We start from the raw sequence: 26,020 nt of genomic DNA, 5'->3' as shown, positions 1-26,020 counted from the left end.
TTTAGGCCCGGGCGCGGGGGGCCACAAGTGTACTCTGGTCGGAGGCGGCTCCAGCGGAGCCGCGGCCGATGGCCGCGGCACGCCTATGTCTCGACGGGCGCCCCGGCGCCCGTCTCGGAGCGCCTTCGGCGGGGATAGCCGGAACCAAGCGAAACAGGGTTCCGGTCAGAGGCTTCACAGATACTTGCCGGCTTCCTTCCGCGCGAAGGGCTTCAACCGGCTGCCGTGGGCATCGAGAAAGGCGCGGGCACGCGGGGCGTCGTGTTTCGACAGGTCGCGCAGCCACCAGGCGATGGCCTTCTGGATAAACCATTCCCGCTCGTCGGCCATCTCTGCCGCCCAGCCAAGCACCCGGTCGCGTAACGCGAGGTCTCCGTCGGTCGGATGGTTCTGCTTGGTCCAGGGCAGGGTGATGACGAGGGCGGCGCGGCGGACCCAGAAGCTTTCGTGCCGGATCCAGCCTTCGACCTCGTCGATGCGCAACGGGTCTGCGATCAGCCGCCTTTCGCCCGCGTCGCAGGCGTGGTCGGCGATGGCCCAGCTGTCGAACTGAGGCACCCAGGAGGCGATCAGGCTCCAGACCGCATCGTCAGGCCGGATACGGGCCTGGGTCAGCAGTTTCGCGGCGGCGATGCGCGCCTCGAATATGTCGGTCTGCCACAGCTGATTGGCAAGCCTGACTCTGTCCTCGATCGAAAGCGCTTGCCGCCAGCCCTTGGCGAGATCGTTCAGCACCGGGTTCGACACTCCGATGACGGGACGGGCCTGCTTGTGATAGGCCGCCATCCCTTCCGCGCGGCCCGGTTCCGCCCCGGCCTGCAGGGCGGCGAGTGCCTCTTCAAGTGTCATTCGACCGTCACGGACTTGGCAAGGTTGCGGGGCTGGTCGACATCTGTGCCCTTGGCGCAGGCGGTGTGATAGGCAAGCAGCTGGGCCGGGACGGCATAGAGGATCGGTGCGAGCACCGGCGGAACGGTGGGCAGCGTCAGGACCTTCCAGGCGCCGTCGCCTGCCTCGTTCTCGCCCTTCGCATCGGTGATCAACAGCACCTTGCCGTGCCGCGCCATCACTTCCTGCATGTTAGATACGGTCTTTTCGAAAAGCGCATCGCGCGGCGCCATGACGATGACCGGCACCGCCTTGTCGATCAGCGCGATGGGGCCATGTTTCAATTCGCCTGATGCATAACCTTCGGCGTGTATATAGCTGATTTCTTTCAGTTTCAGCGCACCTTCCAGCGCCAGCGGGAACATGGCGCCGCGCCCGAGGAAGAGTACATCCTGCGCCTCGGCGATCGCCTCCGACAGCGCCGCGATCTCGCCCTCGCGGGCCAGTGCCTGGTTCATCAGCCCCGGCAGTGTGGCGAGGTCGGCGAGATGGGCCTTCAGATCTGCGTCGGTCAACTTCCCCCGGTCGCGGCCGGCCTTCAGGGCCAGCAGGAACAGGACCAGCAGCTGGCAGGTGAAGGCCTTGGTCGAGGCGACGCCGACCTCGACGCCTGCAAGGATCGGCAGAACAATATCGCTTTCGCGGGCGATGGAGGAGGTGGGGACATTGATGACCGCGACGATCTTCTCGACTTTGCCCTGGGCATAGCGGAGCGCCGCGAGCGTGTCCGCCGTTTCGCCCGATTGGCTGACGAAAAGCGCGAAGCTTTTCGACGGCAAGGGCGGTTCGCGGTAGCGGAATTCGGACGCGATATCGACCTCGCAGGGCAGGCCTGCAATCTGTTCGAACCAGTATTTCGCGGTGAGGCAGGCGTAGGAGGCGGTGCCGCAGGCCACCAGCGTCAGCCGGTCGAGCCCGGCGAAGTCGAGGCCCTGGGGCAGGTTCAGGGCGGCCCCCTTCACATAATGGGCGAGCGCATCGCCGAGGACGGCGGGCTGCTGGGCGATTTCCTTCGCCATGAAATGCTTGTAGCCGCCCTTTTCGATCCGCGTCTGGTCAAGGTTGATCTTCTGGACCTCGCGGTTGGCGGGCCGGCCCTCGGCGTCATAAATCTCGGCGCCCGCACGGGTGACGACGGCATGGTCGCCCTCTTCCAGATAGCAGATGCGGTCGGTCATCGGCGCAAGGGCGATGGCGTCTGAACCCACGAACATTTCGCCGTCGCCGTAGCCTACGGCGAGCGGCGAGCCCTTGCGGGCGGCGATCATCAGATCCTCTTCGCCGTCGAAGAGGAAGAGAAGCGCGAAGGCACCGTCAAGGTCGGCCAGCGTGGCACGGACCGCCTCGTGCGGGGTCAGGCCACGGTCGAGGTGGTGGCGGGTCAGCATGACCACGGTTTCGGTGTCGGTCTCGGTTTCCGGCGTCAGCCCTTCGGCGGCAAGCTTTTCGCGAAGTTCGCGGAAATTCTCGATGATGCCGTTATGGACGACCGACACGCCGCCCGAGCGGTGGGGATGGGCATTTCTTTCGGTCGCGGCGCCATGTGTGGCCCAGCGGGTATGGCCGATGCCCGCCTTGCCCGCGAGCGGGTTGTGGACGAGGAGGTCCGACAGGTTCACGAGCTTGCCGACCGCACGACGCCGGTCAAGCCGACCGCCATGAACGGTCGCGATGCCCGCACTGTCATAGCCGCGATATTCCAGCCGTTTCAACGCTTCGACCAGAAGCGGCGCAACCTCATGGCTGCCGAGGACCCCGACAATTCCGCACATTACTCTGCCCCTTTGGCCTTCGCGGCCTTAATCTGTTTTAACTTTTCGAACAATCGCGCCGCCAGACCGGGTTTTGTTTCCTGTCTGGCGCGGCCGATGGCCAGGGCGCCATCCGGCACGTCCTGCGTGATGACCGAGCCCGAGGCGGTCAGCGCCCCGTCGCCCACCCGGACCGGGGCCACCAGCATCGTGTCCGATCCGATGAAGGCGCGTTTGCCGATCTCTGTCCGGTGCTTCATCACCCCGTCGTAATTGCAGGTGACGGTGCCCGCGCCGATATTGGTGTGTTCGCCGACATGCGCGTCACCGAGATAGGTCAGATGGCCGACCTTCACGCCTTCATCAAGGATCGCATTCTTGATCTCGACGAAGTTGCCGACATGAACATCCTCGGCCAGTTCCGCGCCCGGGCGCAGCCGCGCGAAGGGGCCTACCTGCGCGCCGCGCGAGATATGGCAGCCTTCGAAATGGCAGAAACCCTTGATCTCGGCTTCAGATTCCACGGTGACACCGGGGCCGAAGATCACGTTCGGGCCGATGATGCTGTCGCGTCCGATGACCGTGTCGAAGCCGAAGAAGACGGTTTGCGGTGCGGTCAGCGTGACGCCGTTCTCCATCGCCTCGGTGCGGGCGGCCGATTGGAAGGCGGCTTCGGCGGCGGCGAGGTCAGCCCGGGAATTAACGCCAAGCGTCTCGGTCTCCGGGCAGGTGACGACGCGGGCGGTCAGGCCGCGCGTGACGGCGGCGCCGACGACATCGGTCAGGTAGTATTCGCCTGCCTTGTTGTCGTTCTTCAAGCCCGCGACGAGATCGGCGAGGAGCGTCGCGTCAGCAGCGAGGACACCGGAATTCATCAGCGTGATCGTGCGTTCAGCATCAGACGCATCTTTCCACTCGACGATCCGGTCGAGAAGGTCGCCCTCGCGGACCACAAGGCGACCGTAGCGGGTATCGGTGCGCGATGGGAAGCCGAGGATCACCACATCGGCGGAGCTGTCGATCATGGCCTCAAGCGTTTCGGGCCGGATGAAAGGCGTGTCGCCGTAGAGGACGATGACCTTGCCGTCAAAACCTTCAAGCAGCGGCAGGGCCTGCGCGACGGCATGGCCAGTGCCCTTTTGCTCTGCCTGATGGGCGATGAAGGTGGCTTCGTCGTAGTCGCGCGCGGCGCGCGCGACCTCCTCGGCGCCATGGCCGGTGACCACGATGGTCTGTTCGGGGCTGAGCGCCGCGCCCGCCCGCATCGCATGGTGAAGAAGCGGCGCACCCGCAACCTTGTGCAGGACCTTGGGCAGGTCGGAATTCATCCGCGTGCCCTGACCGGCGGCGAGGATGATGAGGGCGATGGGCATGAATGGCCTTTCCTTCGGATCGCGCCCGTTTTACCCAAGCCCCGGTGCCGCGCAAGTCCGGGGCGCTTCACGAAGCCTTTCGGCAGGTTACAGCGAAACATTCGGGGCAGGCGGCAGGTTCTATGCGCACGGTGATATTCGATCTCGACGGCACGCTGGCCGACACGTCCGCCGACCTGATCGCGGCGGCCAACCATTGCTTCCGCGAAATGGGCGCGGGCGATCTGCTCGATCCGGTCGGCGATGCGCTGACCGCTTTTCACGGCGGGCGGGCCATGCTGCGGCTTGGCTTCTCACGGCTCGGGCGCGCGGACGAGGCCGAAGTGGATGCGCAATACCCGATTCTGCTCAGGGCATATGAAGACGGGATCGATCGCGAGACGCGACTCTATCCCGGCGCGGTCGCGGCGGTCGAGGCGCTGAGGTCGTCGGGGCACCGGGTCGGCGTCTGCACCAATAAGCCGGAACGTCTGGCGGAAATTCTGGTTGGACGACTGGGCATACGTCATCTGTTCAATTCGCTCGTGGGTGCCGACACTTTGCCGGTGCGCAAACCCGATCCGGCGCCTTATCGCCTTGCTGTCGAAAGGGCGGGCGGCGCACTTGGCCAGTCCTTCCTGGTGGGCGATACCAACACCGACCGTCAGACGGCGCGGGCGGCGGGCGTGCCGGTGGCTCTGGTGACCTTCGGGCCGGAGGGCGCCGGGGTCGCGCGCTACGAACCAGAGGCGCTCATGGGCCATTTCGACGAATTGCCCGCGCTTGCCAAGCGCCTGCTTCCCTGAAAGAAGAGGCCGTTCAAGGAACCAGCTCATGTCAGATACAGCCGTCCCGGCCGCGCCTGCCGCCTCTTCGCGGGCGATTCTCTTCATTCTCGCGACCGTGTTTCTCGACATGGTCGGGTTCGGGATCATATTCCCGGTCCTGCCAGCGCTGATCGGCGATGTCGGCCATGTGACACTAGGCGAGGCGGCGATCATCGGCGGCTGGATGGGGGCGGCCTATTCGCTGACGCAGTTCCTGTCGGGACCTCTGATGGGCAACCTCTCGGACCGGTTCGGGCGCAGGCCGCTTCTACTGATCGCTATCTTCGGGCTGGGCATTGACTTTCTATTGCATGCGCTGGCGCCGACCATCGGCTGGCTGTTCGTGGGCCGGGTCTTTGCGGGCCTTTGCGGTGCGTCCTGGGTTATCGCCAACGCCTTTCTGGCCGACATCACCCCCGCCGAAGAACGCGGCAAGGCCTTTGGCCTTATGGGGGCGGCCTTTGGGCTCGGGTTCGTGATCGGCCCCGCGATTGGCGGACTTCTGGGCGAATATGGCCCGCGCGTGCCCTTCTATGCGGCGGCGGTGATCTCGGGGCTGAATTTCGTCTTCGGCTACTTCGTCCTGCCCGAAAGCCTGCCGCCCGAAAAGCGGCGGTCTTTCGAGCTGAGACGGTCGAACCCGTTCGGCGCCTTCAAGGTGTTCCGCACCTACCGGGGCGTCCTGCCGATGTGCATGGTGCTGACATCTTTCTTCTTCTTTTCCTCGGTCTATCCGGCGGTCTGGCCCTTCTGGGGCAAGGCCCAGTTCGGCTGGTCCGAGGCGACGGTCGGCCTGACGCTCGCGGCCTTCGGAGTGGTGATGGCGGTCTTTCAGGGCGCGCTGACGGGACCCGCGGTGAAGATGTTCGGCGAGTTCCGGACCGTGCTGATCGGCCTTGTCGCCGCGACGCTTGCCGCCACCGGTTATGGCTTCGCGCCGGGGCTAGCGGTCGTCGTCGCCCTGATGCTCGTGCACGGGCCGGAAGGGTTCGTCCACCCGATGCTGACCGCGCTCATGTCCGGCAGGGTGCCGGAGAATGCGCAGGGCGAGTTGCAGGGCGGCATCTCGGCCCTTACCAATATCGCGATGCTGTTCGGAACGCTCTTCTTCGCGCAGGTCTTCGGCCATTTTCTGGAGGGCCCGCTTGCCGACCCCAACATGGCCTATCATATCGCAGCCGTCGGTCTGTTGCTGACACTGGGCCTTTTTCTCTGGGTCGTCGGTCATGACGGGGGCAAGACCTGATGGAGCGGTTCACCAAACCCTTCACCCAGCAGGAACCGATCCCGGACGAGGCGATCGCGGCGGCGATGGAGGTTTTGCGCCACGGGCGGCTGCATCGCTACAATACGCTTGGTGACGAGGTGGCGGAGACGGCGCTCCTGGAAGAGGAGTTCGCGGCCTTCACCGGCGCGCGCTATTGTCTTGCGGTGGCCTCGGGCGGTTACGCCCTCGGTTGCGCGCTGCGGGCGGTGGGCGTCGGGCCGGGCGACCGGGTCCTGACCAATGGTTTCACGCTGGCGCCGGTGCCGGGGGCGATTGCCGCGGTGTGGGCCGAGCCGGTCTTCGTTGAGGTGACGGATAACCTGACGATCAATCTCGAAGATCTTTCGGTTAAGGCGGGGCAGGGGGCGAAGGCGCTGCTCCTCAGCCATATGCGCGGCCATGTCTGCGACATGGACCGGCTTATGGAGATCTGTAACGCGGCGGGCGTCATCGTGATTGAGGATTGCGCCCATACCATGGGCGCCGCCTGGCGCGGCGTGCCCTCGGGGCGGCATGGGCTGGTGGGCTGCTACTCGACGCAGACCTACAAGCATATGAACTCCGGCGAGGGCGGGCTTCTGGTCTCGGACGACCCGCAGGTGATGGCGCGCGCCATTATGCTGTCCGGCAGCTACATGCTCTACGCCCGCCACCGCGCCGCGCCGCCGCCCGAGGCATTCGAACGGGTGCGCTATGAGACGCCTAATGTCTCCGGCCGGATGGACAATCTGCGCGCCGCGATCCTAAGGCCGCAGCTGCGCGCGCTACCCGACCAGATCGCGCGTTGGAACGCGCTCTACCGGACGATGGAGACAGGGCTTCAGGGCACGCCAGGCCTGCAAATGACTGTCCGGTCGGAGGAGGAGGCGATCGTCGGCTCCTCCTTCCAGTTCCTGCTGCCCGGCTGGTCGGCGGAGGCAGTTCAGACGCTTCTTGCCCGCGCCGCCGCGCGCGGGGTGGAACTGAAATGGTTCGGCGCGGCCGAGCCGCAGGGCTTTACCTCGCGCCACGACAGCTGGCGCTATGCCCCGGCCCAGAGCCTGCCTGAAACCGACCGAATCCTCGCGGGCCTCATCGACATGCGTCTACCCCTGACCTTCTCGACCGAGGATGTGGCGCTGGTCGCGCGCATAGTCCGCGCCGAGGTGCTGACCGTCGCCCAGGGTGGCGCCGAGGTGCCAGAGTTTACGCGCTCCGCTGACTGATCCTCCTCGTCGGCCTTCGGCCGCTCATCGGTGTGCCTGCCGCGGGCACCGCCTAAGCTTTTCCTTGACGTCATCGGGGGATTCGGCGCATGAAATGAACACCTGTTCATTTAAGGGGACCGAAGATGTTCACCGCCGCAATGACCTTTGATCTTGGCGAGGATATCGCTGCGCTGCGCGAGATGGTCCATGCCTGGGCGCAGGAGCGGGTGAAGCCCCTCGCCGCCGAAGCCGACCGGACGAATGTCTTCCCCGCAGCCCTCTGGCGCGAGTTGGGGGAGCTTGGCCTTCTTGGCATCACTGTGGCGGAAGAATATGGCGGCGCGGGCCTTGGCTATCTCGCCCATGCCGTGGCGATCGAAGAGATCGCCCGCGCCTCCGCCTCGATCTCGCTCTCCTACGGCGCGCATTCGAACCTCTGCGTGAACCAGATCAAGCTGAACGGGTCCGAGGAGCAGAAGCGCAAGTACCTGCCCCGCCTCATCTCGGGCGACCATGTCGGCGCGCTCGCCATGTCTGAGACCGGCGCGGGGTCGGACGTGGTCGGCATGAAACTGAAGGCCGAGAAGCGCAACGGCTATTATCTGCTCAATGGCTCCAAATACTGGATCACCAACGGCCCAGACGCCGATACGCTCGTCGTCTACGCGAAGACCGACCCCGAGGCCGGATCGAAAGGCATGACCGCCTTCCTGATCGAGAAGGGTTTCAAGGGTTTCACCCAGGGGCCCCATTTCGACAAGATGGGCATGCGCGGCTCGAACACCGGCGAGCTGATCTTTGAGAACTGCGAAGTGCCTTTCGAGAATGTGCTGGGCGAAGAAGGCAAGGGCGTCCGCGTCCTGATGTCGGGCCTCGATTTCGAACGGGTGGTCCTGTCGGGGATCGGGACGGGGATCATGGCGGCCTGTCTCGACGAGGTCATGCCCTATGTCCGTGAAAGGAAGCAGTTCGGTCAGCCCATCGGGAATTTCCAGCTAATGCAGGGCAAGGTGGCCGACATGTATACGGCGCTGGGGACGGCCCGCGCCTATCTCTACGCCGTCGCGGGCGCCTGCGACCGGGGCGCCGTTACCCGCCAGGACGCGGCGGCCTGCGTGCTTTACTGTTCCGAACAGGCGATGGTGCAGGCCCATCAGGCCGTGCAGGCGCTGGGCGGCGCGGGCTTCCTGAATGATAGCGTGGTCTCGCGGCTCTTCCGCGATGCGAAGCTGATGGAGATCGGCGCCGGGACGAGCGAAATCCGGCGGATGCTGATCGGGCGGGAGCTGATGGGGGCGCTATGAAATTCCTCACCTCCGCCCTCCCCACCTCCGAAACCTTCCGCCAGAACCGCGCCGCCCATCTTGCGCTCCTCGACACCGTCCGCGAGGCCGCCCAACTTGCAGCGCAAGGCGGCGGCGAGAAGGCCCTCGCCCGCCACACCGCGCGCGGCAAGATGGCGCCGCGTGAGCGGGTGGCGAACCTTCTCGATCCCGGCTCGCCCTTCCTTGAACTGGGCGCCACCGCTGCCCATGGCATGTATGGCGGCGATGCACCGGGCGCGGGCGTCATCGCCGGGATCGGCCGAGTCATGGGGCAGGAGGTCATGGTCATCGCCAATGACGCAACTGTGAAGGGCGGAACCTATTACCCGATGACGGTGAAGAAGCACCTGCGCGCGCAGGAGATTGCCGAACAGAACCACCTGCCATGCGTCTATCTCGTGGACTCAGGCGGTGCCAACCTGCCCAACCAGGACGAGGTCTTCCCCGACCGCGACCATTTCGGCCGGATCTTCTTCAATCAAGCCAATATGAGCGCCAAGGGTATCGCCCAGATCGCCGTCGTCATGGGCTCCTGCACCGCAGGCGGTGCCTATGTACCGGCCATGTCGGACGTCACGATCATCGTCCGCGATCAGGGCACGATCTTCCTTGCGGGCCCGCCCTTGGTGAAGGCCGCGACCGGCGAGGTCGTCAGCGCCGAAGACCTTGGCGGCGGCGATGTCCACACCCGGCTTTCGGGCGTTGCCGACTATCTGGCCGAGGACGATGCTCATGCGCTGGCGCTCGCCCGCCGGGCCGTTGGAAACCTCAACCGCGCGAGACCCGCGACCGTGCAGTGGCAAAGCCCCGAAGACCCGGCCTATGACCCCGAGGAGATCCTCGGCATCGTTCCGGCCGATCTGCGCACGCCTTATGACATCCGCGAGGTGATCGCCCGCATCGTCGATGGCTCATGCCTCGACGAGTTCAAGTCCCGCTATGGCGATACGCTGGTCACAGGTTTTGCCCATATCGAGGGCTGCCCGGTCGGCATCGTCGCCAACAATGGTGTCCTCTTCAGCGAGGCGGCGATCAAGGGCGCGCATTTCATCGAACTTTGCTCTCAGCGCTCCATCCCTCTGATATTTCTGCAGAATATCACCGGCTTCATGGTCGGTCGGAAGTACGAGAACGAAGGCATCGCCCGCCATGGCGCGAAGATGGTGACGGCCGTCGCCACCACGTCGGTCCCGAAGATAACCTGCCTCGTCGGCGGCTCGTTCGGCGCGGGCAACTACGGCATGGCCGGCCGCGCCTTCGGCCCGCGCTTCCTCTGGACCTGGCCCAACAGCCGGATCAGCGTGATGGGAGGCGAACAGGCGGCGGGCGTGCTCGCCACGGTCAAGCGCGACGGGATCGAGCGGACGGGCGGCACCTGGTCGCCTGAGGAAGAAGCCGAATTCAAGCGTCCGACGATCGAGATGTTTGCCGAACAATCCCACCCCCTCTACGCCTCTGCCCGCCTCTGGGACGACGGGATCATCGACCCGCGGAAGACCCGCCAGACTCTCGCCCTCTCCCTCTCCGCCGCCCTGAACGCGCCGATCGAGCCGACGCGCTTCGGCCTCTTCCGTATGTGAGGCCAAATGCGAGGCTGCGCCTTCTCTCTTTCGTTCTCAAATATCCCGGGGGCCTGGGGGCAGCGCCCCCAGCCGCCGGGCAAGGAGCACCGATGTTCCGCAAGATCCTGATCGCCAACCGGGGCGAGATTGCGTGCCGTGTCATCGACAGCTGCCGCCGCCTTGGCGTCGCGACCGTCGCCGTCTATTCCGACGCCGACCGCGATGCGCGTCATGTGGCGATGGCGGACGAGGCGGTGCATATCGGCGGGTCCGCACCCAAGGAGAGTTACCTCAAGGGCGACGCGATCATCGCAGCGGCCAAGGTCTCCGGCGCCGAGGCCATTCATCCGGGCTACGGCTTCCTTTCCGAAAACCCCGATTTCGTCGATGCGGTGCAAGGTGCGGGCCTTACCTTCATCGGCCCTTCCGCCAGGGCTATCCGGGCCATGGGGCTGAAGGATGCAGCCAAGGCGCTGATGGAGAAGGCCGGCGTGCCTGTCGTGCCGGGCTATCACGGCGAAAATCAGGACGACCGCCATCTGGCCCAGTCGGCCGACACCATTGGCTATCCCGTCCTCATCAAGGCGGTCGCCGGCGGCGGCGGCAAGGGAATGCGGCTGGTCGAGGCGCCTCAGGACTTCGACGAGAAGCTGCAAAGCGCCCGAGGAGAGGCCCGCACTGCATTCGGCAACCCTGCGGTCCTGATCGAGAAATATGTCTCGATGCCCCGCCATATCGAAGTGCAGGTCTTCGGCGATGGCAAACGCGCGGTTCATCTTTTCGAACGCGACTGTTCGCTGCAGCGCCGCCATCAGAAGGTGATCGAGGAGGCACCTGCCCCCGGCATGACGGACGCGATGCGCGCGGCGATGGGGCAGGCTGCGGTCCGCGCGGCCGAGGCCATTGGTTACGCGGGCGCGGGCACGATCGAGTTCATCGTCGACGGATCGGACGGCCTCCGCCCCGACAGGTTCTGGTTCATGGAGATGAACACCCGCCTGCAGGTCGAACATCCGGTGACAGAGGCTATCACCGGCATCGATCTTGTCGAATGGCAGTTGCGGGTGGCGTCCGGCGAGCCCTTGCCCGCCCGGCAAGAAGACCTCGCGATCACCGGCCATGCCTTCGAGGCGCGGCTTTATGCCGAGGACGTGCCCGCCGGTTTCCTGCCCGCGACCGGCACGCTGACGCATCTCAATTTCCCCGATGGCGCCCGGTCCGAAACCGGCGTTCGCGCGGGCGACACGATCAGCCCCTGGTACGATCCGATGATCGCCAAGATTGTCACCCACGGCCCGACCCGTCCGGCCGCGCTCAACCGGCTGGAACGGGCGCTTGCAGCGACCGAGGTCGCGGGATCGGTGACGAACCTTGCCTTCCTCGGCGCGCTCACACGGCATGAAGGCTTTCGGGAGGGCAAGGTCGATACCGGTCTCATCGCCCGCGATATCGAGGCGCTGACTGCCGCCCCGCCTGTGCCCTTCATCGCCCGCGCACTGGCGGCGCTTGGCGCAGCTGGGCTTGGCTCGCCCGGGGAGGAAGCGCAGGGCTTCACCCTCTGGCAGCCGCTCAGACGGACGGTGCAGCTGGAGGGATTCGCCGCGGTGATCGAGGTTCTGTCGCCGCGCGAGCGCCGGGTAACCATCGACGGAGAAAGCGGCGTGATCATTTGGCACGGCGACGGCTGGCGTCTGGGCGAGACCAAATGGCCCGCACGCGTCATCCTCACCCGTGACGAGGTCGCGGTCTTCGGCGCTGACACTTTCCGCTGGCGGCTCCATGATCCGCTCGACCGCGCGTCCGACCATGCGGCAAGCGACCTCACACTCTCGCCCATGCCCGGGCAGGTGAAGGCGGTCTTCGTGAGCGCGGGGCAGGAGGTTGCACCGGGCGACCGACTGGCGATCCTGGAAGCGATGAAGATGGAACATACGCTCAGCGCCGCGCGTGCCGGTCGCGTCGCCGAGGTGCTGGTCGCCGCGGGCGCGCAGGTCGAGGCCGGACAGGCGCTGATCCGGCTGGAGGAAGAGGCGTGATCCGCCTTCACCATGTGGCGCTGTCGCGGTCCTTCCGCGTGCTGTGGCTTCTGTCGGAAATGGGGATCGAGCCGGAGATCGTCACCTATTCGATCACCGACGGCTCGCTGCGCGCGCCGGACTATCTGGCGAAATCGCCCGCGGGCCGGGTGCCAGCGCTGGAGGTGGAGGGGTTGACGCTTTTCGAAAGCGGGGCGATCACCGAATATCTATGCGAGACCCATCCAGAGCACGGGCTCGGGCGCGCACCCGGCCACCCCGAGCGGGCGCGGTACCTCGAATGGCTGCATTTTGCGGAAACGCAAGCCCATCTGATCGCCAACCTGAACCTGCAATGGGTATTCCTGCGCGATCCTTCCATGCGCTCGCCCACGCTTTTGAAGATGGAGGCGAAACGTCTGGCCATCACGCTTGGTGCGGTCGAGCGGACGCTTGCGGGGCAGGACCACCTTCTGACGTCCGGTTTCTCGGCGGCCGACACGATGCTCGGCTACAACCTTCTTGCTGCGCCGCATTTCGTGCGGATGGATCCCTTCCCGGCGATCCGCGCCTATTTGGACAGGATCGCCGCGAGGCCCGGCTGGCAGAGGGCGCGGGCGCGCGATGGTGCGCAGAAGTTCTACGCGCAAGATTTCTATGAGGTGACGGATGGCTGAATTCGTCGAGATCGTCGAGATGAGCCCGCGCGACGGGCTGCAGAACGAAAAGCGCCCGATCCCGGTCGAGGACAAAATTCGTCTCGTCGATCTGCTAAGCAGCGTCGGCTTCCGCCGCATCGAGGTCGCAAGCTTCGTCTCGCCGAAATGGGTGCCGCAGATGGAGGGGAGCGACGAGGTACTCGCGGGCATCCACCGGGCGCCCGGGGTGCGCTATGCTGCCCTGACCCCGAACCTGAAGGGATATGAAGCCGCGCGGGCGGCGAAGGCGGACGAGGTCGCGATCTTCGCCTCGGCGTCTGAAGGGTTCAGCCAGGCAAACCTCAATTGCAGCATTGCCGAAAGTATAGAGCGGTTCCGCCCGGTCGCCGAAGCCGGTCGGGCCGATGGCATTCCAGTCAGGGGCTATGTCTCGATGGTCACCGACTGTCCGTTCGACGGGCGCGTCGTGCCCAGCTCGGTCGCGCGGGTGGTCGCGGCGCTGAGGGATCTCGGCTGCTATGAGGTCAGCCTTGGCGATACGGTGGGCAAGGGTGTGCCGGATAGCATCGACAGGATGTTGGCTGCTGTTCTTGACGAACTGCCGCCCGCGCGGCTTGCCGGTCACTACCACGATACCGGGGGCAGGGCGCTCGACAATATCGAGGTTTCGCTGGCGCGCGGCCTGCGGGTCTTTGACGCCTCGGCAGGCGGGCTCGGCGGCTGCCCCTATGCGCCGGGGGCGGCGGGTAATGTGGCTACGGAACAGGTCGCGGCGCGGCTCAGGGAGCTTGGCTACGAAACCGGGCTCGATCCCGCGCTTCTGGCCGCGGCGGCTGAGGTCGCGCGCGGTCTCAGGGCCGGGTGAGGCAAGAGTTTTCGAAAACTCTTGCCAAAATCCTTTGAAGGATTTTGGCGGAAAGGACTGGGGATGTTCGAGACGATCGAGATCGAGATGGATGGCCGCGGCATCGCGCGCCTGTGGCTGAACCGGCCGGAAAAGCACAATACGCTTTCGGGCCGGATGATCGAGGAACTGACTGAGGCCGCGGAGCGGCTGGGCGCCGACCCTTCGGTGCGGGTGGTCGTGCTCGGCGGGCGGGGCGCGAGCTTCTGCGCGGGGGGCGATCTCGACTGGATGAAGGCGCAGATCGCGGGCAACGCCGAAAGCCGCCGGGCGGGGGCAAGGGCGCTTGCGATGATGCTGCGCGCCTTCGACCTGATGCCGAAGCCGCTAATCGGGCGCGTTCACGGCCAGGCCTTCGGTGGCGGGGTCGGCATGATGTCGGTCTGCGACCTGACCATCGGGGTCGAAGGCCCGAAGTTCGGCCTGACCGAGACGAAGCTCGGCCTCATACCTGCGACCATCAGCCCCTATGTGGTGGCGCGCATGGGCGTGACCGCGGCGCGGCGCCATTTCCTCGCTTCGCGGCTTTTCGACGCCGAGGAGGCGCACCGGATCGGCCTGCTCTCCGTCCTCGCAACTCCGGAAACGCTCGATCAGGCGGTTATGGCGGAGGTCGAGCCTTTCCTTGCCTGCGCGCCGGGCGCAATCGCCGATGCCAAGGCACTGATCCGTACCGTGGCGCCCGGGCCGGACGAGGCCCTGATCGACCGCACCATCGGCCTCCTGGTCGACCGCTGGCAGGACCCCGAATCCGGCGAAGGGATTGCCGCCTTCTTCGAAAAGCGCCCACCTGCATGGGCCAAAGGTTGAGGGATCGCAGCGGCGGACGCTCACCTGCTCGCAAATCCATGATTCTCAAGGCCGGGCCGCGACGAATTCGCCTTGCTCGCCCGGCCTTAGTTGACCCCGCCATAGGCGCAGAGTAAACGAACCTGAAGCCACGAACCGCATGGCCGGGGGCCGGGTCCGTCCCCCCATGCACAGAAGGAGCCAACGGGTGGAATTCCTCGCGCGCGACTATTTCCCGATTCTCATCTTTCTTGCCATGGCAATCGGCCTCGGTCTTGTCCTGATCCTGGCCGCCGCCGTGCTTGCCGTGCGCAGCCCCGACCCCGAGAAGGTCTCGGCCTATGAATGCGGCTTCAACGCCTTTGACGACGCGCGCATGAAGTTCGACGTGCGCTTCTACCTCGTCTCGATCCTCTTCATCATCTTCGACCTTGAGGTTGCGTTCCTCTTCCCCTGGGCGGTGGCGTTCAAGGACATCTCGATGCTCGGCTTCTGGTCGATGATGATTTTCCTCGCCGTCCTCACCGTCGGCTTCTGCTATGAATGGAAGAAAGGCGCGCTGGAATGGCAGTGATGACCGGAGCAAACACCGCCGGGCATGACCCGGAGGTCGCCACCCAGGCCCTGAACCGCGAGCTGCAGGACAAGGGATTTCTGCTCACCTCGACCGAGGACATCATCAACTGGGCGCGGACCGGCTCGCTGCACTGGATGACGTTCGGCCTCGCCTGCTGTGCGGTCGAGATGATGCATACGGCGATGCCGCGCTATGACGTCGAACGCTACGGCTTCGCCCCCCGCGCCTCGCCCCGCCAGTCCGACGTGATGATCGTGGCGGGGACGCTGACCAACAAAATGGCGCCGGCGCTGCGCAAGGTCTATGACCAGATGCCCGAGCCGCGCTATGTGATCTCGATGGGCTCCTGCGCCAATGGCGGGGGCTATTACCATTACAGCTACTCGGTCGTGCGCGGTTGCGACCGGATCGTGCCGGTGGATATCTATGTTCCCGGCTGCCCGCCCACCGCCGAGGCGCTGATGTACGGCATCCTGCAATTGCAGCGCCGCATCCGCCGCACCGGCACTCTGGTCCGCTGAGGAGGGCGCCATGTCTCTGGAAGATCTTTCCGCAAAGATTTCCGCTGCCCGCGCGGCGGACCTGCTGGACAGCACCATCGCCTTCGGCGAGCTGACGGTGACGGTGAAGCTCGATGCGCTGGTCAACTTTGTCGACTGGCTGCGGCTTGATCCGGCCTGCAAATTCTCGACCCTGATCGACATCACCGCCGTCGACCATCCAGAACGGGTGGAGCGGTTCGCCGTCGTCTACCATTTCCTCTCGATGTACACGAACGCCCGCATCCGGGTAAAGTCGGCCGTCGCGGAGGGCCAGATGGTGCCGACGCTGACTGTGATCCACCCGACGGCGAACTGGTTCGAGCGTGAAGTCTTTGACATGTTCGGCATCATCTTTTCGGGCCATCCCGACATGCGCCGCATCCTCACCGATTACGGCTTCCGCGGCTATCCGTTGCGCAAGGATTTCCCGACCACGGGCTATACCGAGGTGCGTTACGACGAGGGTGAGAAGCGCGTGGTCTATGAGCCGGTGAAACTGGTGCAGGATTACCGCCAGTTCGACTTCATGAGCCCGTGGGAGGGTGCCCAGTACATCCTGCCGGGCGACGAGAAGAAGGGGGCCTGAGCGGCGCATGACCGGTGTGGCCCATAGCCCGACGATCCTTTTCGGCCTTGGCGCGACCAAGGCCGGAACGTCGTGGTTGCACGCCTATCTTGAGGGACACCCCGAAGTCGCGATGCCCGCCGTCAAGGAACTGCACTATTTCGACGCCAAGTTCTTTCGTGATGAAGCGCGCCAGATCGCGCGTCTGGAGAGGGAGCGGGAGCGCCTTCTTGCCCGCGCCGAGCGCGCCGACGTGGCTGGCCGTATCGCGACCGAGCGGCAGATCGACCAGGTCGAGCGTCTTGCACGGATGATCAGCGCGCGCACGAATGATCCTGGTTATGCGGATTTTCTTGTCGAATGCGCGGGTAGTGCGCACGTGGTCGGTGATATCACCCCTGCCTATGGGCTCCTGCCGCCGCGTCTCCTGAGGCGGATGCAGCGCCTCAGGGACCAGGTTCGCTTTGTCTATCTCCTCCGCGATCCGCTTGACCGGCTCTGGTCGCATGTGAGGATGATGGGGCAGCGGCTGACAAAGACCGGCGCCGACACCTCCATGAAAACGTTCGCGGTGTTTGACCTGTGGGCCGAGGGTGGCGAGGCGCCGGTTGCCGTGCGGTCGGATTATGTCGGCGCAATCGACCGGATGCGCCGGGCGCTGGCACCCGAAAACCTGAAAGTGATCTTCTACGAGAGGCTTTTTACTGCAGAGGCGATTGCCGACCTTTGTGCCTTTCTGGGCATCACCAACCATCCGGCGGATTTTGCGCGCCGGGTCAATGCGGGCGCGCCATTGGCGCTCGATCCGGTGCGGCAGGCGAGGGCGCGCGCGCTTCTGATGCCGCAATATGATTATGTCGCACGCCAAATCGGGGATCTGCCGCCGCGCTGGCGCGAGAATATGGGTGAATAAGATGATGGACGGCGATATCCGCACCAACGCCTATGACGACGGCTCGACCGACTTCGAGACGGGCGAGCAGCGCATCCGCAATTTCAACATCAACTTCGGGCCGCAACACCCTGCGGCGCATGGTGTTTTGCGACTTGTCCTGGAACTGGACGGCGAGATTGTCGAACGCTGCGATCCCCATATCGGCTTGTTGCATCGCGGCACCGAAAAGCTGATGGAAAGCCGCACCTATCTGCAGAACCTGCCCTATTTCGACCGGCTCGATTATGTGGCGCCGATGAACCAGGAACATGCCTGGTGCCTGGCGATCGAGCGGCTGACCGGAACGCAGGTGCCGCGCCGCGCCTCGCTGATCCGCGTCCTATATTCCGAAATCGGCCGCATCCTGAACCATCTTCTGAACGTCACCACGCAGGCTATGGACGTGGGCGCGCTGACCCCGCCCTTGTGGGGCTTCGAGGAACGCGAAAAGCTCATGGTCTTCTACGAGCGCGCTTGCGGGGCGCGGCTCCATGCTGCCTATTTCCGCCCCGGCGGCGTCCATCAGGACCTGCCCGACGCGCTTCTCAATGACATCGAGGCATGGACCGAGACCTTCCCGAAGGTGCTCGACGATCTCGACGGGCTTCTGACCGAAAACCGCATCTTCAAGCAGCGCAATGCCGATATCGGCATCGTGACCGAGGAGGATGCGCTGGCCTGGGGCTATTCCGGCGTCATGGTGCGCGGCTCGGGCATGGCCTGGGACTTACGGCGCGCCCAGCCCTATGAATGCTACGACGAGTTCGACTTCAAGATCCCGGTCGGCAAGAACGGCGACTGCTATGACCGCTATCTCTGCCGCATGGCCGAGATGCGCGAGAGCCTGTCGATCATCCGCCAGGCGATCGTGAAGCTGCGCGCCGAACGTGGCGACATCCTCGCGCGCGGCAAGATCACCCCGCCCAAGCGCGGTGAGATGAAACAGTCGATGGAAGCGCTGATCCATCACTTCAAGCTTTACACCGAAGGCTTCCACGTGCCCGCAGGCGAGGTCTATGCCGCCGTCGAGGCGCCGAAGGGCGAATTCGGCGTCTATCTGGTGGCGGACGGCACCAACAAACCCTACCGCGCCAAGATCCGCGCCCCGGGCTATCCGCATCTGCAGTCGATCGACTGGATGGCCAAGGGCCACCAGCTGGCCGACGTCGCCGCGATCATCGGCACGATGGATATCGTGTTCGGTGAGGTGGACCGCTGATGCCCGACCTGACGATCAACCTCTGGACGCTGATCCTCGGCGCAGCCTCGGGCCTCGCTGCGGTTCTGGGTGCCCGGACCGGTAATCGTCTCCTCATGGGTGCCATCATCGGCGCCGTTACCGCTGCAATCCTGACTATTGCCAGGGGATACTTCTGAACCATGCTCCGCCGCCTTCACCACGACCAACCCGCTTCCTTCGCCTTCACGCCCGCGAACCTCGCCTGGGCCAAGGGGCAGATCACCAAATACCCCGAGGGCCGTCAGGCATCGGCCATCATCCCGCTTCTGTGGCGCGCGCAGGAGCAGGAGGGCTGGCTGACCCGCCCCGCGATCGAACATGTGGCCGACATGCTGGGCATGGCCTATATCCGCGCGCTCGAAGTGGCGACCTTCTATTTCATGTTCCAGCTGCAACCCGTTGGATCCGTTGCCCATATCCAGATCTGCGGCACGACATCCTGCCTCATCTGCGGGGCGGACGAGCTGATCAAGGTCTGCAAGGACAAGATCGCGCCGAAACCGCATATGCTATCGGCGGATGGCAAGTTCTCTTGGGAAGAGGTCGAGTGCCTCGGCGCCTGCACGAACGCGCCGATGGCCCAGATCGGCAAGGATTATTACGAGGATCTGACGGCGCAAAGCCTCGAGCAGATCCTTGTCGACCTCGACAATGGCCGGAACCCGGTGCCCGGGCCGCATAACGGCCGCTATGCGGCCGAGCCTTTGTCAGGCCTCACCAGCCTGACCGAGTTCGAAAGCGGCAAGACCAAATACAATGGCTCTGTCCAGCGCGCGGTCGATATCGGCGACGGGGTGAAGCGCATCGACGGCACAGAAGTGCCGTTGCTGACGCCCTGGCTTGGCAAAGCAAAGGCGGAAAAGCCCGCGAAAGCGGCAAAGGCCGAGACGCCCGCGCCGAAGGCGGCAAAGCCTGTGGCGAAGGCCGCCCCTGTGGCGGCCCCGGCGGCGGCCCCTGCGGCAAAGGCCAAGAAGCCCCGCGCGCTCAAGGCGCCGCGCAAGGGTGGCGCCGATGATCTGAAGCTGATCAAGGGCGTCGGGCCGAAGCTCGAAGCATTGCTGCATTCGCTGGGCTTTTTCCATTTCGATCAGGTCGCCGCCTGGACGGACGCGGAACTGGCCTGGGTCGACGACAATCTCGAAGGGTTCAAGGGCCGCGCCAGCCGCGAGGGCTGGGTCGCACAGGCGAAGGCGCTGGCCGCCAAGGGCTGACAGGCAAGGGAGTAGGGACGGATGCAAAGCGACAAAGCGGCCCAAGCCGGATGCCAGCGGGTCTGCTGGCTGGTCTCGCTTGCGGCGGGCGCGGTCGCGGCTGCGCTTCTGCTCCTCGTCGCGCTCTTTCCGATCTTTACCTCCGTGATGATCGGTGGCCTGATCGCCCTTGCGCTCGGCGCGCTTCTGTCCTGGGCCTTCTGTACCGGCGCGGGCGCGCCTGTGGAGGCCCCGCCTGCCGTTGAACCGCCTGTCGCTGAACCGCCGCCCTCACCCGAAGCGCCGAAGGCCGAGGCGCATAAATATGACTGGCAGGTCCTCGGCACCGAGGAGGCTGAGGCCAAGCGTGGGATCCTTGCCGGAACGGCCGAGCCTGTGGCGGCGAAACCGCGCGCGAAGAAGGCCTCTGCCGCGAAAGGGATCGAAGCCGCGATGGGGCGCACTCATGAAGAGGCGGTGGCCGCGGCCGAGCCTTTGCTGCTTTTGGCGCCGCGCGATGGCAAGGCGGACGATCTGAAGCTGATTTCCGGCGTCGGTCCGGCGCTGGAGAAGCTCTTGAACGAGGTGGGCGTCTGGCATTTCGACCAGATCGCCAGTTGGAAAGCCAAGGACATCGCCTTCGTCGATGCGAAACTGAAGACCTTCAAGGGCCGCATCACCCGTGACGAATGGGTCAAGCAGGCACGCGCGCTCGCCCGCAAGGGCGGGGAGGCGTGAGGATGAACGCGCCGCATCAGGACGGGATCGCGAAGACCGGGCGCCTTGTGGCGCTGGTCATCGCCCTGACCATGATCCTGTGGATGGCGGCGCAGTGGATAGGCGTGCGGATCGGGCTGCACCCGTCCTTCGCCTTCCTTTTCGATCTTGCGGCGCTCGCCGCGCTTTTCTGGTCGCTTGTCGTGCTCTACGGGCTCTGGCAGCGGCAAAAACGGGCGGGCCGCTAGGCGCCGCCAACCGAGGACACGGGAATGCTGAGTGACAAGGACCGGATTTTCACCAACCTCTACGGGATGCACGACCGCTCCCTCAAAGGGGCGATGAAGCGCGGCCACTGGGACGGCACGGCGAAGATCCTCGCCATGGGCCGTGACGCGATCGTCGAGCAGGTGAAGGCCTCGGGTCTGCGCGGACGCGGCGGCGCGGGTTTTCCGACCGGCCTGAAATGGTCGTTCATGCCGAAACAGTCGGACGGGCGGCCCTCCTATCTCGTGGTCAACGCCGATGAATCCGAACCCGGCACCTGCAAGGACCGGGAAATCATGCGCCACGATCCGCATACGCTGATCGAAGGCTGCCTGATCGCCTCGTTCGCGATGGGGGCCAATGCCTGCTACATCTACATCCGCGGCGAATATATCCGCGAACGCGAATGCCTGCAGGCGGCCATTGACGAGGCCTATGACGCGGGCCTCATCGGCAAGAATGCCTGCAAGTCGGGCTATGACTTCGACCTCTACCTGCATCACGGGGCAGGGGCCTATATCTGCGGCGAGGAAACGGCGCTGCTGGAAAGCCTTGAGGGCAAGAAGGGCATGCCGCGCATGAAGCCACCCTTCCCGGCGGGGTCGGGCCTTTATGGCTGCCCGACGACGGTGAACAATGTGGAATCGATTGCCGTCGTGCCGACGATCCTGCGCCGTGGCGCCTCGTGGTTTGCGGGCTTTGGCCGCCCCAACAACACCGGGACGAAGCTTTTCGGCATCTCGGGCCATGTGAATAACCCCTGCGTGGTCGAAGAGGAAATGTCGATCACGCTGAAGGAACTCTTGGAGCGTCACTGCGGCGGTGTCCGGGGCGGCTGGAAGAACCTGAAAGCGGTGATCCCCGGCGGCTCGTCGGTGCCGATGCTGAACGCGGCGCAGTGCGACGAGGCGATCATGGACTTCGACTGGCTGCGTGAGGCACGTTCCGGCCTCGGCACGGCGGCGGTGATCGTGATGGATCAGTCGACCGACGTCATCAAGGCGATCTGGCGGCTCTCGAAGTTCTACAAGCATGAAAGCTGCGGCCAGTGCACGCCTTGCCGCGAAGGCACCGGCTGGATGATGCGGGTGATGGAGCGTCTGGTGAAGGGCGAGGCGGAGATCGAGGAGATCGACATGCTGCTCTCCGTTACCAAACAGGTCGAAGGCCACACGATCTGCGCCTTGGGCGACGCCGCCGCGTGGCCGATCCAGGGCCTGATCCGCCAGTTCCGCGACGAGATCGAGGACCGGATCAAGGCGAAGAAGCTGGGCAAGATGGGCGCGATGGCGGCGGAGTAGATCTGAGTGGTATCGATGCGTGCATGTCGATTCGGTTGGGGAGTGCAGCTTGTCGCGGCGCTTTGCGTCTTGGCGACCACCGAAGAGGCTCTTGCCAAAAAGCCAAAGGGAACCATCGGATATATGGCCCCCGGAGACAGCAACGCCTACATGGTGAAGGAGATTTCGCGGAAGAGCGGGCTTGTCATCGAGATCGTGGCAAGTAGCGGCCCGGGAGCGACGGCGTCTGGCGGCAGCATCGCGAAGAAGCAGGCGAGCGCCGAGACCATCGCAAAATATTACGCCACGGATTACGGCTGCGACGCTCCACAGACTTTCGGCGGAATTGCCGCCGAGAAGACAATGTTTGACGAGACCACGAACACCTGGACGGTGGGGGTGATCTGCCAATGAGCGGCGCCCTCCACCTCGTCGAACTGAACGTCGGGCGCCTTCTCGCCCCCACCGACGATCCGCGCGTGGCGGAGTTCATGGCGGCGCTCGACCGGGTGAATGGCTTGGGCAAGCGGATGCCGGGGTTCGTCTGGATGATGGAGGGCTCGGGCGAGCCCGGGAAAGGCAATACCGAAACCAAGATCGGCGGCGATCCGCAGTTTGTCTCGAACCTTACGGTCTGGGAAAGCGTCGAGACGCTTGAGAATTTCGTCTGGAACACCGTCCACCGCCAGTTCTACGAACGGCGGCAGGAATGGTTCGAGGTGCTGGGCCAGATGCATTTCGTCATGTGGTGGGTGCCCGCCGGTCACCGCCCGAAGCTGGACGAGGCGCTGGAACGGCTTGACCATCTGCGCGCCCATGGCGACAGCGATCATGCGTTCGGGTGGAAATACCTTAAAGAAGCGCGGCTCTGGCGCAGCCGGGGTTGCGGGGGGCAGGCGGCATGATGGGGCTTTCCTTCCTCGGGCCGCTCTTGGCCAGCATCCTTTATGTGATCGTCTTCCAGAAGGCGGGCTTTCGGGGAGCTATCCTGGCCGTCTGTGCCGGGCCGCTTCTAGGCGCGCTGGTGAGTTTCACGATGGGTCGTATGACCTACGCTGGGGGTGGCATGCCCATGTCTTTCGTCGCGATCTTCCTGATATCCTTGCCGCTTTCTCTCATGCCGCTTCTGGTTCTGGCGTTCAAATCCTGGCCGCCGGTCGGCGGTCCGCCGCCGGGGGGCCGGTCATGAGCGCTGCGGTTATTGCCTATCGCGGTGCGGCCCGCTGGCTTGAGCCCCGGGGGCAGTCCGCCCTCGGAGGATCGAAGATGAAATTGTCTGTTCTGGCACCGCTGGTGTTGATCGCCTCAGGCCTCCTCGGCGCTGCAACCGCGGCCGCCAAGGCGCCTCTGGGCGAAGTGAGCTACATAACCGACCGGCTGGTCGCCGCGCGGGTGGCCGACCGGATCCGCAAGACCTGCCCGACCATCGGCGCGCGCTTCATTCGCGCCTACAGCGAGGCGCGCGCCTTGCAGGACTGGGCACTTGAGAAGGGCTACAGCCGCGAGGAAGTGAAGACCTTTCTCAAGGATAAGGCCGAGAAGAAGAAGATATATGCCCGCGCGGAGAACTATCTTGCCGCGCACGGCGCCACCCCGGAAAACGTCGAGGGGTTCTGCGCGCTCGGGCGGAAGGAAATCGCGGGCGGGACCATCGCGGGCTCGCTCATCTACGAAAAATAGGCGGGCGGGCGAAGGCCCGCCGGGGACTGAAGGACGACAACATGGCCGATCTGCGCAAGATCATCATCGATAGTGTCGAGGTCGAGGTGGACCCGAACCTCACGCTCATCCAGGCCTGCGAACAGGCCGGGATCGAGGTGCCGCGCTTCTGCTATCACGAGCGGCTGTCGATAGCCGGGAACTGCCGGATGTGTCTGGTCGAGGTCGTGGGCGGCCCGCCGAAGCCCGCCGCCTCCTGCGCGATGCAGGTGAAGGACCTGCGCCCCGGCCCGAATGGCGAGCCTTCGGTGATCAAGACCAATTCGCCCATGGTCAAGAAGGCGCGGGAAGGGGTGATGGAGTTCCTCCTGATCAACCACCCGCTCGACTGCCCGATATGCGATCAGGGCGGGGAATGCGACCTGCAGGATCAGGCGATGGCCTACGGCGTCGATTTCAGCCGCTACCGGGAGCCCAAGCGGTCGAGCGAAGACCTGAATCTTGGCCCGCTGGTGTCCACCGCCATGACGCGCTGCATCTCCTGCACCCGCTGCGTCCGTTTCACGACCGAGGTCGCGGGCATCACCCAGATGGGCCAGACGGGCCGGGGCGAGGATGCCGAGATCACCTCCTACCTCAACATGACGCTCGATTCGAACCTGCAGGGCAATATCATCGACCTTTGCCCGGTCGGCGCGCTGACGTCGAAGCCCTATGCGTTTACGGCGCGGCCGTGGGAACTGACCAAGACGGAATCGATCGACGTGATGGATGCGCTCGGGTCGAACGTGAGGGTCGACACCAAGGGCCGCGAAGTGATGCGGATCATTCCGCGCAACCATGACGGCGTGAACGAGGAATGGATTTCCGACAAGTCGCGCTTTGTCTGGGACGGGCTCCGCCGCCAGCGGCTGGACGTGCCTTATATCCGCGAAGGTGGCAAGCTGCGCAAAGCCTCGTGGGGCGAGGCGCTGGCTGCTGCCGCCAAGGCGATGAAGGGGAAAAAGGTCACAGGCCTTGTCGGCGATCTGGCCCCGGTCGAAGCGATCTTCAGCCTCAAGCAGCTGATCGAGGGCCTCGGTGGCCGTGTCGAATGCCGCACCGACGGTGCGCGTCTGCCCGAAGGCAACCGGTCGGCCTATGTCGGTACCGCGCGGATCGAGGATATCGAAGCGGCGAAGTACATCCTGCTCGTCGGAACCAACCCGCGTGACGAGGCGCCAGTCCTGAATGCGCGTATCCGCAAGGCCTGGACGAAGGGCGCGCTCGTCGGTCTGGTCGGCGAGGCCGTCGATCTGACCTATGACTATCACCATGCCGGCACCGACCGCGCCGCCCTTCAGGCGATCCTGGAGCGCGATCACAGCGACGTTGTCGATGCGCCTTCGCTGGTGATCGTGGGCCAGGGCGCGCTGCGCGAGGCCGATGGCGCGGCGGTGCTGGCGGCGGCGATGGAGATCTGCGCACGGTCGAAGTCCAAGCTTCTTGTCTTGCACACCGCTGCCTCGCGCGTCGGCGCGATGGATGTGGGCGCGGTGACCGAGGGCGGGCTGGCGGCGGCCATCGACGGGGCCGAGGTAATCTACAACCTTGGCGCCGACGAGGTGGATATCGCGGATGGTGCCTTTGTGATCTATCAGGGCAGCCATGGCGACCGGGGCGCGCACCGCGCCGACGTGATCCTGCCGGGTGCGGCATACACCGAAGAAAACGGTCTTTTCGTCAATACCGAAGGCCGCCCGCAGCTTGCCATGCGCGCCGGTTTCGGCCCTGGCGAGGCGAAAGAGAACTGGGCGATCCTGCGCGCCCTGTCGGCCGAACTTGGCGCCACGCTGCCCTGGGACACGCTCGGTGGCCTGCGGCAGGCCTTGATCGCGGCGCATCCGCATCTGGGCCGGATCGACGAAGTGGCCGCGAACGACTGGAAGGCGCTGAAGGTCAAGGCGATGGGCAAGGCGGATTTCCGCAATGCGATCAAAGACTTCTACCTCACCAACCCGATCGCGCGCGCCTCGACCGTGATGGCGGAACTCTCCGCGATGGCCAAGGCCCGCGCCGAGCAGCCGATGGCGGCGGAGTAAGGCCCCTATGCCAAACGCCACCCGCCTTCCGATCTGCGCCTTTCTGACCGGCTCTCTTGCCGGTCTGTCGGCTTGCGCGGATGGCGGGGCCGGGGACGAGGCGACGTCCGGCCGGGCTTATGGTTCGGCCTCGGTGCGTATCTGGCAGGACGATCTGGTGCGGGTCCGGACCGAGATGAAAGGTGCCGCCGACGAGGCGGAGGCGGTCGGCTATGCGCGCTGCGTGGTGGCGGGTTTCGCGCTCGACCATGGCATGAATTTCGTGCGCAACGTGCGCACGATCACCGACAAAGAGGGTGGCATTTGGCGCGCGGATGCTGTTTACAGCGTCACGTCGGCGCTGCCCGCCGGCCTCTCGACGATCGACGCGGAAGTGACGGTCGAAGACTGCGCCGAACGGAGCATACCGACCAAGGCCAAGACGGCCGCCTGAGGGGCCGTA

At 65.1% G+C, this 26,020-nt stretch carries 28 protein-coding genes; 25 read left to right on the top strand and 3 right to left on the bottom strand.

Annotation, left to right across the window (positions count from 1 at the left end):
- Window positions 1-174: 174 nt before the first annotated feature.
- Genes OU426_RS03725 through glmU form a run of 3 tightly spaced genes read right to left on the bottom strand, consistent with a single transcriptional unit; the run spans window position 175 to window position 4,012 of the window.
- Window positions 175-849, bottom strand: a complete 675-nt coding sequence (locus OU426_RS03725) for a DNA alkylation repair protein (protein ID WP_267632495.1) — start codon at window positions 847-849, stop codon at window positions 175-177.
- The gene (gene glmS / locus OU426_RS03720; protein ID WP_267632494.1) at window positions 846-2,660 is read right to left on the bottom strand and encodes a glutamine--fructose-6-phosphate transaminase (isomerizing); all 1,815 of its coding nucleotides are present in this window, start codon (window positions 2,658-2,660) and stop codon (window positions 846-848) included. The genes OU426_RS03725 and glmS overlap by 4 nt, the downstream gene beginning before the upstream one ends.
- Window positions 2,660-4,012 carry a bifunctional UDP-N-acetylglucosamine diphosphorylase/glucosamine-1-phosphate N-acetyltransferase GlmU gene (gene glmU, locus OU426_RS03715; RefSeq protein ID WP_267632493.1) on the bottom strand — a complete coding sequence of 451 codons (1,353 nt, stop codon included), beginning with the start codon at window positions 4,010-4,012 and terminating at the stop codon, window positions 2,660-2,662. Before glmU ends, glmS begins: the two co-directional genes overlap by 1 nt.
- 122 nt (window positions 4,013-4,134) lie before the next feature.
- Between glmU and OU426_RS03710 the strand changes: the two genes are divergently transcribed.
- From OU426_RS03710 to OU426_RS03590, 25 genes are all read left to right on the top strand, one after another.
- Window positions 4,135-4,797 (top strand): HAD-IA family hydrolase, encoded by a 663-nt coding sequence (locus OU426_RS03710; protein ID WP_267632492.1) that lies wholly within the window; start codon window positions 4,135-4,137, stop codon window positions 4,795-4,797.
- A gap of 28 nt (window positions 4,798-4,825) precedes the next feature.
- A complete protein-coding gene (locus tag OU426_RS03705) occupies window positions 4,826-6,064 on the top strand; it encodes a TCR/Tet family MFS transporter (protein ID WP_267632491.1) in 1,239 nt (412 codons plus the stop codon).
- The gene (locus OU426_RS03700; protein WP_267632910.1) at window positions 6,061-7,290 is read left to right on the top strand and encodes a DegT/DnrJ/EryC1/StrS family aminotransferase; all 1,230 of its coding nucleotides are present in this window, start codon (window positions 6,061-6,063) and stop codon (window positions 7,288-7,290) included. The genes OU426_RS03705 and OU426_RS03700 overlap by 4 nt, the downstream gene beginning before the upstream one ends.
- Window positions 7,291-7,415: 125 nt before the next feature.
- A complete protein-coding gene (locus OU426_RS03695; protein ID WP_267632490.1) occupies window positions 7,416-8,576 on the top strand; it encodes an isovaleryl-CoA dehydrogenase in 1,161 nt (386 codons plus the stop codon).
- The gene (locus tag OU426_RS03690; RefSeq protein WP_267632489.1) at window positions 8,573-10,177 is read left to right on the top strand and encodes a carboxyl transferase domain-containing protein; all 1,605 of its coding nucleotides are present in this window, start codon (window positions 8,573-8,575) and stop codon (window positions 10,175-10,177) included. Before OU426_RS03695 ends, OU426_RS03690 begins: the two co-directional genes overlap by 4 nt.
- A 92-nt stretch (window positions 10,178-10,269) precedes the next feature.
- Window positions 10,270-12,195 (top strand): acetyl/propionyl/methylcrotonyl-CoA carboxylase subunit alpha, encoded by a 1,926-nt coding sequence (locus tag OU426_RS03685; RefSeq protein WP_267632488.1) that lies wholly within the window; start codon window positions 10,270-10,272, stop codon window positions 12,193-12,195.
- A complete protein-coding gene (locus OU426_RS03680; RefSeq protein ID WP_267632487.1) occupies window positions 12,192-12,851 on the top strand; it encodes a glutathione S-transferase family protein in 660 nt (219 codons plus the stop codon). The genes OU426_RS03685 and OU426_RS03680 overlap by 4 nt, the downstream gene beginning before the upstream one ends.
- On the top strand, window positions 12,844-13,698 hold the full coding sequence (locus tag OU426_RS03675) for a hydroxymethylglutaryl-CoA lyase (RefSeq protein WP_267632486.1): 855 nt from the start codon (window positions 12,844-12,846) through the stop codon (window positions 13,696-13,698). The genes OU426_RS03680 and OU426_RS03675 overlap by 8 nt, the downstream gene beginning before the upstream one ends.
- A gap of 63 nt (window positions 13,699-13,761) precedes the next feature.
- Window positions 13,762-14,547: a crotonase/enoyl-CoA hydratase family protein gene (locus OU426_RS03670; protein ID WP_267632485.1), complete on the top strand. Its 786-nt coding sequence runs from the start codon at window positions 13,762-13,764 to the stop codon at window positions 14,545-14,547.
- 187 nt (window positions 14,548-14,734) lie between these two features.
- Complete coding sequence (locus OU426_RS03665) at window positions 14,735-15,100, top strand: NADH-quinone oxidoreductase subunit A (RefSeq protein ID WP_267632484.1); 366 nt, start codon at window positions 14,735-14,737, stop codon at window positions 15,098-15,100.
- Window positions 15,091-15,624, top strand: a complete 534-nt coding sequence (locus OU426_RS03660; protein WP_267632483.1) for a NuoB/complex I 20 kDa subunit family protein — start codon at window positions 15,091-15,093, stop codon at window positions 15,622-15,624. The genes OU426_RS03665 and OU426_RS03660 overlap by 10 nt, the downstream gene beginning before the upstream one ends.
- 10 nt (window positions 15,625-15,634) lie before the next feature.
- Complete coding sequence (locus OU426_RS03655) at window positions 15,635-16,231, top strand: NADH-quinone oxidoreductase subunit C (protein WP_267632482.1); 597 nt, start codon at window positions 15,635-15,637, stop codon at window positions 16,229-16,231.
- A 7-nt stretch (window positions 16,232-16,238) separates the two neighbouring features.
- Window positions 16,239-17,123 (top strand): sulfotransferase, encoded by an 885-nt coding sequence (locus OU426_RS03650; protein WP_267632481.1) that lies wholly within the window; start codon window positions 16,239-16,241, stop codon window positions 17,121-17,123.
- A gap of 1 nt (window position 17,124) precedes the next feature.
- The gene (locus OU426_RS03645; RefSeq protein WP_267632480.1) at window positions 17,125-18,363 is read left to right on the top strand and encodes an NADH-quinone oxidoreductase subunit D; all 1,239 of its coding nucleotides are present in this window, start codon (window positions 17,125-17,127) and stop codon (window positions 18,361-18,363) included.
- A complete protein-coding gene (locus OU426_RS03640; protein ID WP_267632479.1) occupies window positions 18,363-18,521 on the top strand; it encodes a hypothetical protein in 159 nt (52 codons plus the stop codon). The genes OU426_RS03645 and OU426_RS03640 overlap by 1 nt, the downstream gene beginning before the upstream one ends.
- Before the next feature lie 3 nt (window positions 18,522-18,524).
- Entirely contained in the window at window positions 18,525-19,595 is a 1,071-nt protein-coding gene (gene nuoE, locus OU426_RS03635; protein ID WP_267632478.1) for an NADH-quinone oxidoreductase subunit NuoE, read from the top strand.
- Window positions 19,596-19,616: 21 nt separating this feature from the next.
- Window positions 19,617-20,312, top strand: a complete 696-nt coding sequence (locus OU426_RS03630; RefSeq protein WP_267632477.1) for a helix-hairpin-helix domain-containing protein — start codon at window positions 19,617-19,619, stop codon at window positions 20,310-20,312.
- 2 nt (window positions 20,313-20,314) lie between these two features.
- On the top strand, window positions 20,315-20,539 hold the full coding sequence (locus tag OU426_RS03625) for a DUF5337 family protein (RefSeq protein WP_267632476.1): 225 nt from the start codon (window positions 20,315-20,317) through the stop codon (window positions 20,537-20,539).
- 24 nt (window positions 20,540-20,563) lie between these two features.
- A complete protein-coding gene (gene nuoF / locus OU426_RS03620; protein ID WP_267632475.1) occupies window positions 20,564-21,859 on the top strand; it encodes an NADH-quinone oxidoreductase subunit NuoF in 1,296 nt (431 codons plus the stop codon).
- Window positions 21,860-21,901: 42 nt separating this feature from the next.
- Entirely contained in the window at window positions 21,902-22,252 is a 351-nt protein-coding gene (locus OU426_RS03615; protein WP_267632474.1) for a hypothetical protein, read from the top strand.
- On the top strand, window positions 22,249-22,743 hold the full coding sequence (locus OU426_RS03610) for a DUF3291 domain-containing protein (RefSeq protein ID WP_267632473.1): 495 nt from the start codon (window positions 22,249-22,251) through the stop codon (window positions 22,741-22,743). The genes OU426_RS03615 and OU426_RS03610 overlap by 4 nt, the downstream gene beginning before the upstream one ends.
- On the top strand, window positions 22,740-23,027 hold the full coding sequence (locus OU426_RS03605; protein WP_267632472.1) for a hypothetical protein: 288 nt from the start codon (window positions 22,740-22,742) through the stop codon (window positions 23,025-23,027). The genes OU426_RS03610 and OU426_RS03605 overlap by 4 nt, the downstream gene beginning before the upstream one ends.
- 77 nt (window positions 23,028-23,104) lie before the next feature.
- A complete protein-coding gene (locus OU426_RS03600) occupies window positions 23,105-23,518 on the top strand; it encodes a DUF5333 domain-containing protein (protein WP_267632471.1) in 414 nt (137 codons plus the stop codon).
- Window positions 23,519-23,559: 41 nt separating this feature from the next.
- Window positions 23,560-25,578: an NADH-quinone oxidoreductase subunit NuoG gene (gene nuoG / locus OU426_RS03595; protein WP_267632470.1), complete on the top strand. Its 2,019-nt coding sequence runs from the start codon at window positions 23,560-23,562 to the stop codon at window positions 25,576-25,578.
- A 7-nt stretch (window positions 25,579-25,585) separates the two neighbouring features.
- Complete coding sequence (locus OU426_RS03590; protein ID WP_267632469.1) at window positions 25,586-26,011, top strand: YNQ4 family lipoprotein; 426 nt, start codon at window positions 25,586-25,588, stop codon at window positions 26,009-26,011.
- Window positions 26,012-26,020 lie beyond the last annotated feature (9 nt).

Source organism: Frigidibacter sp. RF13 (assembly GCF_026626305.1).
Lineage (GTDB): Bacteria > Pseudomonadota > Alphaproteobacteria > Rhodobacterales > Rhodobacteraceae > TMP-24.
The sequence above is the reverse complement of the archived record's forward strand: the minus strand, read 5'-3'. Positions and strand labels throughout refer to the sequence as shown.